Origin of the sequence: Corynebacterium hesseae (genome assembly GCF_037850265.1) — a bacterium.
In the GTDB taxonomy this organism is placed as follows: domain Bacteria; phylum Actinomycetota; class Actinomycetes; order Mycobacteriales; family Mycobacteriaceae; genus Corynebacterium; species Corynebacterium hesseae.
In genome coordinates this window covers 1,518,447-1,530,538 of the sequence record NZ_CP137211.1, presented here as the reverse complement: position 1 = coordinate 1,530,538, position 12,092 = coordinate 1,518,447, and the positions used below count along the sequence as shown (strand labels likewise).

The following is a 12,092-nucleotide window of genomic DNA, read 5'->3' as shown; positions in this document are numbered from 1 at the left end:
ACTAACCGAAAACCTCCGCGTAACGGCCGGCGATGGTCAAGGACTGCGTCGCGCGCGTGAGGGCCACGTAGAGGTTGTGCAAACCTTGCGGTGATGCTGCCACGATGTCATCCGGGTTGACTACGGTGACGTGGTCAAACTCCAGCCCCTTGGTGTGCTCAACGTTGGCCGCAGTGATCACAGCGCGCAGGCGCCCTTCATCATCCTGGAAGGTAGCTGGCTCAAGGTCGTCCGAATCCTCGCGCCAGATGACGTCCACGCCGTCGCGGACAGCGATACCTGGCGTCGCTTCGGGGTTGATGGATTCCAAGAGTTGATTGGCCAATTCGGTAATTGGGCGCGGGGTGCGGTAGTTGACACTTAACCCGTGAAGCCGAAAGCGCTGGCCGACGAACGGCTCGAGCGTGTCCGCCCAATCATCGACGCCGGCAGGGGCACCGGTCTGGGACGTGTCGCCCACGAGAGTCATCCACCGCGAGGGGCTACGGCGAAAAATCATGCGCCATTCCATCGGGGAGAGTTCTTGGGCCTCGTCGACGATGACGTGCCCGTAGGCCCATGTGTAGTCCTCACGCGCGCGCTGGGCGGTGGTGCGGGAGTCCCGAACCTCGTGGCGTCGAGCGAGGTGCTCGGCATCGATGACGTCGTGGGCAGAGAGAATCTCCGCTTCGAACATGTCGTCATCATTGTCGGTGGAATCGGAAGAGCTCAGGATATCGAGTGCGTCTTCTGCCTCTGCGACCTGCTCACGCCATTCTTTTTTTTCGGCGACACGTTCTGCTTCGGGGTCGGGCATGCCGATGAGAACTGCAAGTTCGTCGAGAAGCGCGGCGTCGGAAGACGCCCAAGCTCGGCCGTCCTCACGGTAGAGCGCACTGCGGGTTTCATCATCATATTCGCCGGCCGCCGAATCGATGCGTTCAGTGCTGCTGAGGAGATCGGCGAGGACATCGGTGGGTGTCAGGTGGGGCCAGAACTCGTCGATGAGCTCCAGCACCTGGGGTTCTTCCGCGAGGTCGTCGTGGAGCTGATCCACATCCGCGCGGGAGAGCAGGTTGTTGCCGCCGAGAGGGTCAGCGCCAATGCGTTCAGCCATCTGCTGGGCCAGTGACTCGGTGAGGTGTTCCGCAAACGCTGCCTGGGCATCGTTGTGTGGTTTGCGCGAGCGCCGTGCACGCGTCCGTGCTGCCTTGACCATCTGTGGGTCCACGGTGAGCTCGAGCCGATCGATCTCGAGCGTGCGCGATTGTTCCGGCAGGCGCTGATAATCCTTCACCGCGTTGCCGAGGATCTCCACCATGGCCTCCGAACCCTTGATTTCGCGCGCAAGCAGCGACTCAGGGTGAGTAGCCTCAATGCCGGGGAAGAGGGATGAGATGGTGGAAAGCACAACGCCGGTTTCGCCGAGCTCCGGAAGCACCCGGGAGATGTACTCCAGGAAGGTGGAGTTGGGACCCACGATGAGCACACCCGTGGCGGCCAGTTGTTCGCGGTAGGTGTAGAGCAAATAGGCCACACGGTGCAGTGCCACCGCCGTCTTGCCGGTTCCTGGCCCGCCTTCGACTACCATGACGCCGCGCGTGCTGTCTCGGATGATTTCGTCCTGCTCCCTTTGAATGGTTTCCACAATGGAAGGCATGTGCCCAGTGCGGGCCTGTTGCATGACGTGGTGGAGGGCGGACTCACTGGCAACGTCGCTGCTGTCGGTGTGTGACTCGCCTTCGAGGACTTCGTCGCTGATTCCGGTTACCGTGCGCCCAGTAGTCCTGATGTGCCGGCGGACGTGGACTCCCTCGGGGTGCGCGGTGGTGGCAAGGTAGAAAGGCCGAGCCATCGGGGCGCGCCAATCCAGAAGGAGCGTGCGGTAATCCTCCTCGCGGGCATCGAGCCCCATGCGGCCGATATAGCGGCGGTCTAGTCCCTCCGGGGTGGGGTTATCACCGGGTGCATCAATGTCGATGCGCCCAAAAACTAGGCCGAGTTGGGCGATGTTTAGACGGTCCAGCTTGGCCTGCAACCCGTGGTACTCGGTTTCGCGGCGCACCAGAGCATCGGCATCCGGGGTATGCGGATCGACGGCAGCCTGTACCTCATTGAGGCGCTCATTTGCGGCGTGGACCTCATTATCGAGACGCGCAAAAAGGCCATCGACATAGGCTTGTTCACTGGCAATCTCGGTGTGCGGATCGTTTGCTTGAGCACCAGGGTTTGCGGTGCGAGGCACGGATGAAGATTCAGACACAAGGCTCCTTGGGCGCGTTTGAAGGCTTCTCCTGGGTAGAAAAGAACAACGGCCCAGCATACTAGCTGAGCCGTTGTTGTCTCCACCGCTTCCATGTATCACGGTGCGTTGCGGGGCTATCCGCAACTTTAGGCGACGTGCTTAGAGGCGGTCACCGAACTTCTTGAATGCCTTATCGAGCTTCTTGGATGCTTCCTTCTGCAGCTTTTCCGCGCGCTTGCGAGCCTTCTTCTGGGCGCGCTTGCTATCAAGCGAATCGGCCTTGGCCAGGGCCGCGTCAGCGCGGTCCTGCGCCTTGCCGGCCGCCTTGACGAGGCCCTTGCGAGCGGTAGCGGAGTTATCACGGGCTGCGTCGAGCCAGTCATCCTTGTTGTCCTCAATGAACTCGCGCGCGGTCTCGGCGGTGTCTTCCACGAAGGTGCGTGCGGACTCGAGGAAATCGCGTCCGGTGGACTCCCAGTCATCGCGGTTGTCCTCGACGTAGTCCTTGGCGGTCTCGAGCCAGTCATTGGCCTTGGCCGTGACATCAGAAGAAATCTCATTGGCGCGGGTGGAGAAGTCCTCCGCAAACTTCTGCTGCTCGGACTTGCCCGGCAGCGCCTGCTGGATCTTCTTGTTCGCGCGCTCGGAAGCCTTGGCAGCGCGCCAACGCACAGATGGCTTACCTTCGGTGTCCTGGGTGACGATGGCCAGGGCGCCGAGCAGAGCGGTGTTGGTAATGAAGCCGTTGCGCTGTGCTTCCTTTTCTTCCTTGGAATCTGCGGTCCAGAAAGCATTTCCAACCAAGTTGGGGACGTGAGTCAGCGCCAGCACAGCAGCGGAGGTGCGCGGTGCCTTGCCCAGCGCCAAGCTGGTGCCCGCGGCGGTCTTTGCGCCGCCGAGCGCGCGGGTAACCAGCTCGGGGTCGTTAGGGATGTAGCCTGCGTACTCGCGCGGCAGCACCTTGCGCAGGCGCTTGAGCACGGACTCGGTGTCCGCGACGTGCTCCGAGGTGTTGCGGAGCGTATCCACACCATCCCAGATGAACACGGAGGCCAGCATAGGACGGGCAAACTTACGAATCATGACGTGCTCCATTCGATAGATCTGTAAAGACGTTCGTCACACCATAGTACGCGGGTTAAACAACTGCTGCTGTGAGGGCAGCAGTTAACACGTCGTTACCAACGGCGCTCCCACCACTCGTCCAGATGCGGGCGCTCTGTGCCAAGCGTTGTGGGCGCTCCGTGTCCAGGGCGGACGATCGCTTCGTCGGGGTAAACATCAAAGAGCCGCTGCGTGACATCCTTGTACAGGCGCACGAAGTCACCTTCCGAGGTGGTTTTCCCCACGCCGCCGGGGAAGAGGGAATCGCCGACGAAGAGGTTGGTGACACCGTCAATCTCCGCTGCAACCGCTGCACCGCCTGGAGTGTGTCCGCGCAAAATGATGACGGGTAGATCGACGCCGGCAAAAGGCAGGGTATCGCCCTGCTCGAGCTCCACGTCGACGGGCGCGGGCAGGGCAGGGGAGTCGAGGAAAGAGGCATAGTGCACGGCGCCGGTTGCGTCCAAGACTTCTTTCAGTGCACGCACGTGGTCCCAGTGGCGGTGGGTGGTAAGCACGGAGGTGATCTTTACTCCGTGATCGGCGGCGAGAGAAAGAAGCGCGGGGGCGTCAGCGGAGGCGTCGACAAGCAGCGCTTCTTCGCCCGCACACAGTAGGTAGCAATTGTTGTCCATGTCAGACACGGAAATTTTATGAAGCTCAAGCGCGTTGTTCATAAGTCCAACCATACGGGTACATTCTGATTGAGAACTCTCTGAACACACATACATTTGTGTAGGAAGGCAGCAACTAGTGGCTGATCGTTTGGTCGTACGAGGTGCGCGTGAGCACAACCTCAAGGGCGTGGATATCGATATTCCGCGCGACAAATTGGTGGTGTTTACCGGCCTATCTGGCTCGGGCAAGTCCTCGCTTGCTTTCGACACCATCTTTGCCGAGGGCCAGCGGCGCTACGTTGAGTCCTTGAGCTCCTATGCGCGCATGTTCCTTGGCCAGATGGATAAGCCGGACGTTGAGTTCATTGATGGGCTTTCTCCGGCGGTGTCCATTGACCAAAAGTCCACCAACCACAACCCGCGCTCAACAGTGGGAACCATCACCGAGATCTATGATTACCTGCGTCTGCTCTTCTCCCGCGCGGGCACGGCGCACTGCCCTCAGTGCGATGCCGTCATTGAGCGTCAAACCCCACAGCAAATCGTGGATGAGGTTTTAAGCCACGAGGAGAAGCTTAAGTTTCAGGTCCTCGCACCGGTTGTGCGCCGCCGTAAAGGCGAGTTCGTTGACCTCTTCGCGGACCTCGCGGCGCAGGGATATTCCCGCGTCCGGGTGGATGGTGAGCTCTACCAACTCAGTGATCCGCCCAAGCTGAAGAAGCAGATTAAGCATGACATCGACGTCGTCGTGGATCGCTTGCAGGTCAAGGCTTCCCAAAAGCAGAGGCTGACGGATTCCGTGGAGACTGCTCTGCGCTTGGCTGATGGCCTGGTAACCCTGGATTTCGTCGACCGGGAAGAGCTCACTCACACCTACTCGGAGAAGGCCGCCTGCCCCAACGGCCACACGCTGACCATTGAGGAATATGAGCCGCGCGCCTTCTCCTTCAACGCACCTTTCGGTTCCTGCCCGGTGTGTGACGGTTTGGGCACCCGCCTTGAGGTCGACGTTGATCTGCTGATCCCAGACCCGGATGCTCCGGCTGTGGAGGCCATCCAACCGTGGACGTCGAGTCCCAATGCGAGGTACTTCGTCAAGCTTGTCGAAGGCCTAGCCAAGACCCTCGACTTCGATCCCCGCACACCGGTTTCTGAGTTGACCGAGGAGCAGCGCCACGCCTTGATTTATGGCACTGACGTGGAAGTCAGCGTGCGCTACAAGAACCGCTATGGCCGCCAACGCAATTGGTCCGCACCTTTTGAAGGTGCCATCGGATTCCTGGAGCGCAAGCTTGATCAGGCTGATTCCGAATCGCAGAAGGACCGCCTGCTTCAGTACACCCGTCGCGTTCCTTGTAATGCCTGCGACGGCACGCGCCTCAAGCCCGAAATCCTGGCGGTGCGCTTAGCCTCGACCGCTCACGGTGAGCAGTCCATCGCGGGCCTGACGGCACTGTCCATCGAGGAGGCAGCAGAATTCCTCGACTCGCTTGTTCTGGGCCACCGCGAGGAGATCATCGCTGGTGCTGTACTGAAGGAAATCCAGGCGCGCTTGCGCTTTCTTCTCGACGTCGGCCTGAACTACCTCACCCTCGACCGCGGCGCCTCCACGCTGTCCGGTGGTGAAGCGCAGCGCATCCGCCTCGCCACCCAGATTGGTTCCGGCCTGGCGGGAGTTCTCTACGTGCTCGATGAGCCCTCCATCGGCCTACACCAGCGCGATAACCAGCGCCTCATCGCCACGTTGAAGCGCCTGCGCGATATCGGAAACACCTTGATCGTGGTGGAGCACGATGAAGACACCATTCGGGAGGCGGACTGGCTTGTCGACGTAGGACCGCGCGCCGGCGAGTACGGCGGAACGGTGGTCTATCAGGGTGAACCCGCCGGTATCGAAGCCGTGGAGGAATCGCTCACTGGGCAATACCTCTCGGGCAAGAAGAAGCTCGCTGTCCCCGATACGCGCCGCGCGATCGAACCTGAGCGCATGCTCAAGGTGGTCGGCGCCCGCGAGAATAACCTCAAGGGCATTGACGTGGAGATCCCCCTGGGCGTCCTCGTCTGCGTTACAGGCGTGTCCGGTTCCGGAAAGTCCACCGTGGTCAACCAAATTCTGGCCAAGACCCTGGCCAATAAGCTCAACCGCGCCCGCCAGGTGCCGGGGCGAGCCAAACGCGTCGAGGGCGTGGAGCACCTTGACAAACTCGTGCAGGTGGACCAGAGCCCCATCGGGCGCACCCCGCGCTCGAATCCGGCGACGTACACAGGGGTCTTCGACAAAATCCGCAACCTCTTCGCGGAAACCCAGGAAGCCAAGGTTCGCGGCTACAAGCCGGGCCGGTTCTCCTTCAATGTCAAGGGCGGACGCTGCGAAGCGTGCCAAGGTGACGGCACCATCAAGATTGAGATGAACTTCCTGCCCGATGTCTACGTGCCCTGTGAAGTATGCGAGGGCGCACGCTATAACCGCGAGACCCTGGAGGTTCTCTATAAGGGTAAGAACATTGCTGAGGTTCTCAACATGCCGATTTCAGAGGCCGCAGAGTTCTTTGAGCCCATCACCTCCATTCACCGCTACCTCAATACCTTGGTGGAGGTGGGCCTTGGATACGTCCGCCTGGGTCAAGCTGCTACAACACTTTCCGGCGGTGAAGCACAGCGCGTGAAGCTGGCATCTGAGCTACAAAAGCGCACGAATGGGCGCACGGTCTACATCTTGGATGAGCCGACGACGGGCCTGCACTTTGAGGACATCCGCAAGCTCATGCTCGTCATCCAGGGCCTGGTGGATAAAGGCAACTCCGTTATCATCATTGAACACAATCTGGACGTCATTAAGGCTGCGGATTGGATCGTTGACATGGGCCCCGAGGGCGGCTCCGGCGGCGGTACCGTCGTGGCTCAGGGCACACCAGAAGATGTGGCACAGGTGGAAGGCTCCTATACGGGAGGGTTCCTCAAGGAGATGGTCTGATGGTAGGGCAGAAGCTCACGCACGCGGCCGCGGTGGCTCTCGGTCTTGCCGCGGCTACAACTGCGGCGGGCTGTTCTGCCCCGGATAGGGACGCAGTGCAGGTAGCTCCCGAAACATCTAGTGAGGGGGTTAAGGACAGCTACGACCTCGATGCGGAGCTGCGCGCCGTCGTCGCAGACGTCGAAAGCGAGTATGACGTTCAAGCCGGAGTGTCAGTGGCGGATCAACAGGGAACATTCAACGCTGGACTAAGGGGTGAAGAGCCTGCATGGTCAACCGTAAAGGTGCCGATCGCCATCGCGGCTTTGCGCGACGTGGCTAGCCCTGAGCTTGTGGACCTCGCCATTAAGGAATCGGACAATGATGCCGCCTACGCACTGTGGTCCCACGTTCGTTGGACCGAGGGGGACGCGGGAAGCGCAGTCAAGGCTCTCTTGAAGGAATATGACTCATCCGGCGAATTTGAGGAACCATTTGGATATTCCACGTGGTTGCTCGAAGAACAGGCCAAGTTTGGCGCACACTTGCCGTGTATCCCCGAAGCCGCGCAGGTTTATGACGCGATGGATGACATCGTGGAATGGCAAGACAATGGACTCGACCGCCTCCCGCATACCCGGGCCAAAGGCGGCTGGGGGCTTTCCGAGGAGGACAACGGGTATACCCACCGCCAGATTGGGGTCCGGGAAACCGAGGGGGTCGGTAAGGATGCCGATGGCACGGTGGGATTGGCCATTGAGGTCACCATGCCCGGCGACTACGCCGAGGAGGCTATACCCGCTCTTAACTTGCTTGCTGCAGGCCTAGACCGTGTTGTCGCCGAGGCTCTGGGGGAGGGCGCGCTAAAGCCCTTGGTTGGTTGTGCGTCGCCTGGCGCAGCGCCGAGGGCTGGGGAGGCGTCGGCAAGCGCAGCGTCGAAGAGGCAAGGTGCGTCGGCCGAACCAACAACTAACTCACCTGCACGCCGATTTGGTGATTGATGCATGTGGTGTTAGAGTAGTGCGCACTACCGCCCGTAGCGCCTCCTCCAGGAGGTACTTGGGCCGCAAGCGGAGTTTCTCCCACCTGAGGCCGCGTAGGAATCACCATTCCAGCGCAGGATAAAGGTTAAGAGTAGGCGCCACATGGTGGTGCGTGCTTGAAAAAGAAACTCCCGGATGCCACTGGCGCCGGGATTTATTCGTTTGTGGCCTCGGTAGGCACACTACTAGCCCCACAATCGAGGAGAACCACAATCAGCGCTGAAGCTCGCATTAATGAGCGCATCCGAGTACCCGAGGTCCGTCTTGTTGGCCCCGGTGGTGAACAGGTGGGCATCGTCCGTACTGACGATGCTCGCAAGCTCGCGTACGAAGCAGATCTTGACTTGGTCGAGGTTGCACCGAACGCGAAGCCGCCCGTAGCCAAGATCATGGATTACGGCAAGTTTAAGTACGAGCAGGCCCAGAAGGCCCGCGAGTCCCGTAAGAATCAGCAGCAAACTGTGGTGAAGGAACAGAAGTTCCGTCCGAAGATTGATGATCACGATTACGAGACGAAAAAGGGCAACGTGGTGCGCTTCCTGGAGAAGGGTTCCAAGGTAAAGGTGACCATCATGTTCCGTGGCCGCGAGCAGTCGCGTCCGGAGCTGGGTTTCCGCCTGTTGGAGCGTTTGGCTGACGACGTCGCAGAGGTCGGCGTTGTGGAGTCGCGTCCCAAGCAGGATGGTCGCAACATGACCATGGTTCTTGGACCCGTCCGCAAAGGCAAGAAGTAGACCACGCTCCACTTAGGATTTAAGGATTTAATTCTCATGAAGCAGAAGACTCACAAGGGCACCGCCAAGCGCATCAAGGTGACTGGCTCCGGCAAGCTGCGCCGCGAGCAGGCTAACCGCCGCCACCTCCTGGAGGGCAAGCCGTCCAAGCGCACCCGTCGTCTGAAGGGCACCGAGGACGTCGCCAAGGCAGACACCAAGCGCGTCAAGCGCCTTCTCGGCCGCGCATAGTCAGCGCCGAAACTCCCATCCCCACACACTCACAATCAAGATAAGGAAGTATTACTGTGGCACGAGTAAAGCGCTCAGTTAACGCCAAGAAGAAGCGTCGCGCAATCCTGAAGTCCGCTAAGGGCTACCGCGGCCAGCGCTCCCGCCTTTACCGCAAGGCCAAGGAGCAGTGGCTGCACTCCATGACTTACGCTTACCGCGATCGTCGCGCCCGCAAGTCCGAGTTCCGCAAGCTGTGGATCCAGCGCATCAACGCTGCTGCTCGTATGAACGACATCACCTACAACCGCCTCATCCACGGCCTGCGCCTGGCTGAGATCGAGGTTGACCGCAAGATCCTCGCCGAGCTTGCAGTTAATGACTTCGAGGCTTTCTCCGCACTGTGCGAGGCTGCTAAGGCTGCACTTCCGGAGGACGTCAACGCTCCGAAGGCTGCCTAAGCACCGCGCGTAGACGCCAGATGAACCCACCGCCCCTGATGAAGGGACGGTGGGTTTTGTCGTTGCGGGAGTAATGCCCGCAAGAACCCTTAAGCGCTGCTTCTCCCGAGGGATTGTGTTACATTGCACAGTACTGTCATGAAAGCCGCCTACCCTTAGTCCTTGGGGCTGGCCAGCGATACATGGTGTGAAGGAGAGAAGAGAAATGACCAACCCGAACAACGCTTATCAGCCCAATGGCGACGCTTTTGACGGCGCTTCTAATGGAGGACAGCCGCAACAGGCAAACCCCTTCGGGTCTTCGAGCGACCAGTACGGTTATAGCGCGGCCCCGTATGGTGGTTCGCAGCCGGCTCAGAATGTTCCAGCGCAGCAGGACGCTTACCAGTCACACTACGGCCAGCAGCCACAGGCTGGTGGAGAGCAAAAGTCATGGGTAGTAGCACTGCTCTTGTGCTTCTTCTTGGGTGAATTGGGAGTTCATAACTTCTACCTCGGCCGCACGAAGCGCGGTATGTGGCAGCTGGCTCTTGCCGTCGTCGGCCTTATTACTTCCTTTATCATCATTGGTATTTTCCTCGTCGCTGGATTGGTGATCTGGAAGTGGGTCGAGCTCGTGTTCATCGCCGGTGGTTTCTCCAATTACGATAAGGACGCAAACGGCGTACCGCTGAAGAAGTAACCGTCTGCAGAGAATCGCGGAGAACTCTTATCCCGCTTGCCCGCCCGAACGTGGTGGGCAAGCGGGACTTTTCAATGTGAAGCTCGGTCGGTACCGTCACATACATGGATCTGGATTTCTCCTCTGCTTTTACCGAACGCACGCCGCGCGTAGTCAATGCGGCCAAGCTGCACCGCGCGGCCAACCGTCGTAAGGCGGAGCGCTTCATCATCGAGGGCGAAAACGCTGTGGACGCGGCGGTGTCCACGGGGGCGGCGACTGACGTCTTCGTGACGGAACGAGCCGCCGAGCGCTTCGCCCACATCGTGCAAGCCTGCGGGTATATGGACGTCTATGTTCACCCCATCACGGATAAGGCGGCCAAGCACCTGTCTGATACCGCGACGAGCACCGGGCTCTTCGCCGTGTGCCGACCCGTCCTGTGGAGCGCCGGCAAGATTCTGGCGGGCAAACCACAGCTGGTCTCAGTCCCAGTGCTGACGTCTGAGCCTGGCAACGCAGGTACCCTGATTAGGACTTCGGACGCCATGGGGGCGGACGGCGTCATCTTCGCCGGTGAGACGGTCGACCCTTTGGGCTGCAAGGTCGCGCGCGCGTCGGCGGGGTCGCTGTTCCATGTACCCGTTGCTCGCGACCCCAACATCAAGGACGTCCTGGGCAAGCTGCGCTCTTCTGGGATGCAGGTGCTAGCCACGGCTGCTGATGGTGAAGTAGATCTAGCTGAGGCAGATCTGAGCCAACCCACCGCCTGGTTATTCGGTAACGAAGCACATGGACTGGGCGAGCTCTTGGACGAAGCTGACATGCGTGTGCGCATTCCGATTCTTGGGCGTGCAGAGTCACTCAACCTGGCTACGGCCGCCAGCATTTGTCTTTATGAATCAGCCAAGCAACAGAACAGCTAGCCCTGCTCTGTGACTAGGGCTGGTGGCCACAGTAGTCGTTAAGCACGGTAAGATAGCTCGCGTTAGTTTTTGTGCGAGAAGAAGGTAATCAAGGCACGTGTCCGATACACCTCAGATCGAATTGACCGAAGAGGCCCTGGGGGCCGCCGCGGAGAAGGCCATTGCCGCCTTCGAGGCTGCATCCGACCTCGACGAGCTCACCTCCGCCCGCCGCGAACACCTTGGTGACGGTGGCTATATTCCGCAGGCCCGCCAGTCGCTGGGCCAGTTGCCCAAGGATCAGCGCAAGGACGCCGGTCGTGCGGTAAACATGGCCCGCGGCAAGGTGGAAAAGCGCTTTGCGCAGATTCGTGAAGTGCTGGAGCAGGAGGCTCGCGCCGCTCAGCTGAAGGCGGAGAAAGTCGATGTCACCGTCCCCACCACGCGGGCGCAGACTGGTGCTTTGCACCCTATTACTGCGTTGTCGGAGCGCATCGCCGACATCTTCGTGGGCATGGGCTGGGAGATTGCCGATGGCCCGGAGGTTGAGGCCGAGTACTTTAACTTTGATGCGCTGAACTTCAAGCCCGATCACCCTGCGCGTACGTTGCAGGACACTTTCCATGTGGGCAAGGAAGGCTCCAAGCAGGTCTTGCGTACGCATACCTCGCCGGTGCAGGTACGCACGATGCTTGAGCGTGATGTACCGCTGTACATTGCTTGCCCGGGTCGTGTTTTCCGCACCGACGAACTCGATGCCACCCATACTCCGGTCTTCCACCAGGTGGAGGGCCTAGCAGTGGACAAGGGGCTGACCATGGCCCACCTTCGCGGCACCCTAGAGCACCTAGCCAAGGTTCTTTTTGGTCCTGAGACCACCACCCGCATGCGCGTGAACTACTTCCCGTTCACCGAGCCCTCGGCCGAGGTCGATGTGTGGTTCCCGAATAAGAAGGGCGGCGCCGGCTGGATCGAGTGGGGCGGCTGCGGCATGGTCAACCCCAACGTTCTGCGTGCCGTGGGCATCGACCCCGAGGAGTACACAGGTTTCGCCTTCGGCATGGGCCTTGAGCGCACCTTGCAGTTCCGCAATGGTCTGACCGATATGCGTGACATGGTTGAAGGCGATGTTCGCTTCACCTTGCCCTTCGGCGTGCAGGCATAGGAACCCAGAGAAAGG

At 60.2% G+C, this 12,092-nt stretch carries 11 protein-coding genes; 8 read left to right on the top strand and 3 right to left on the bottom strand.

What is annotated here, in order from left to right:
• Position 1: 1 nt before the first annotated feature.
• The 3 genes from R3O64_RS07110 to R3O64_RS07100 all read right to left on the bottom strand — a co-directional run bounded on the left by R3O64_RS07110 (position 2) and on the right by R3O64_RS07100 (position 4,005).
• Positions 2-2,242 (bottom strand): HelD family protein, encoded by a 2,241-nt coding sequence (locus tag R3O64_RS07110; protein WP_425248903.1) that lies wholly within the window; start codon positions 2,240-2,242, stop codon positions 2-4.
• Between the two features lie 141 nt (positions 2,243-2,383).
• Positions 2,384-3,307 carry a DoxX family protein gene (locus R3O64_RS07105; RefSeq protein WP_070529908.1) on the bottom strand — a complete coding sequence of 308 codons (924 nt, stop codon included), beginning with the start codon at positions 3,305-3,307 and terminating at the stop codon, positions 2,384-2,386.
• A 95-nt stretch (positions 3,308-3,402) separates the two neighbouring features.
• Positions 3,403-4,005, bottom strand: a complete 603-nt coding sequence (locus tag R3O64_RS07100; protein ID WP_143334874.1) for an MBL fold metallo-hydrolase — start codon at positions 4,003-4,005, stop codon at positions 3,403-3,405.
• A 76-nt stretch (positions 4,006-4,081) separates the two neighbouring features.
• Here R3O64_RS07100 and uvrA point away from each other — a divergent pair, with 76 nt between their 5' ends.
• The 8 genes from uvrA to pheS all read left to right on the top strand — a co-directional run bounded on the left by uvrA (position 4,082) and on the right by pheS (position 12,077).
• Positions 4,082-6,919, top strand: coding sequence for an excinuclease ABC subunit UvrA (uvrA, locus tag R3O64_RS07095; RefSeq protein ID WP_339016393.1), 2,838 nt, complete (start codon positions 4,082-4,084; stop codon positions 6,917-6,919).
• Positions 6,919-7,899 carry an S-adenosylmethionine synthetase gene (locus tag R3O64_RS07090; protein WP_339016391.1) on the top strand — a complete coding sequence of 327 codons (981 nt, stop codon included), beginning with the start codon at positions 6,919-6,921 and terminating at the stop codon, positions 7,897-7,899. Before uvrA ends, R3O64_RS07090 begins: the two co-directional genes overlap by 1 nt.
• A 206-nt stretch (positions 7,900-8,105) precedes the next feature.
• Complete coding sequence (gene infC, locus R3O64_RS07085) at positions 8,106-8,675, top strand: translation initiation factor IF-3 (protein ID WP_083299163.1); 570 nt, start codon at positions 8,106-8,108, stop codon at positions 8,673-8,675.
• 36 nt (positions 8,676-8,711) lie between these two features.
• Positions 8,712-8,906 carry a 50S ribosomal protein L35 gene (rpmI, locus tag R3O64_RS07080; RefSeq protein WP_010190075.1) on the top strand — a complete coding sequence of 65 codons (195 nt, stop codon included), beginning with the start codon at positions 8,712-8,714 and terminating at the stop codon, positions 8,904-8,906.
• 56 nt (positions 8,907-8,962) lie between these two features.
• Entirely contained in the window at positions 8,963-9,346 is a 384-nt protein-coding gene (rplT, locus tag R3O64_RS07075; protein ID WP_005323264.1) for a 50S ribosomal protein L20, read from the top strand.
• Between the two features lie 205 nt (positions 9,347-9,551).
• A complete protein-coding gene (locus tag R3O64_RS07070) occupies positions 9,552-10,028 on the top strand; it encodes a TM2 domain-containing protein (RefSeq protein WP_101735716.1) in 477 nt (158 codons plus the stop codon).
• A 104-nt stretch (positions 10,029-10,132) separates the two neighbouring features.
• Positions 10,133-10,933, top strand: a complete 801-nt coding sequence (locus R3O64_RS07065; protein WP_070624029.1) for a TrmH family RNA methyltransferase — start codon at positions 10,133-10,135, stop codon at positions 10,931-10,933.
• Between the two features lie 97 nt (positions 10,934-11,030).
• Positions 11,031-12,077: a phenylalanine--tRNA ligase subunit alpha gene (gene pheS, locus R3O64_RS07060; RefSeq protein WP_070523173.1), complete on the top strand. Its 1,047-nt coding sequence runs from the start codon at positions 11,031-11,033 to the stop codon at positions 12,075-12,077.
• Positions 12,078-12,092: the final 15 nt, after the last annotated feature.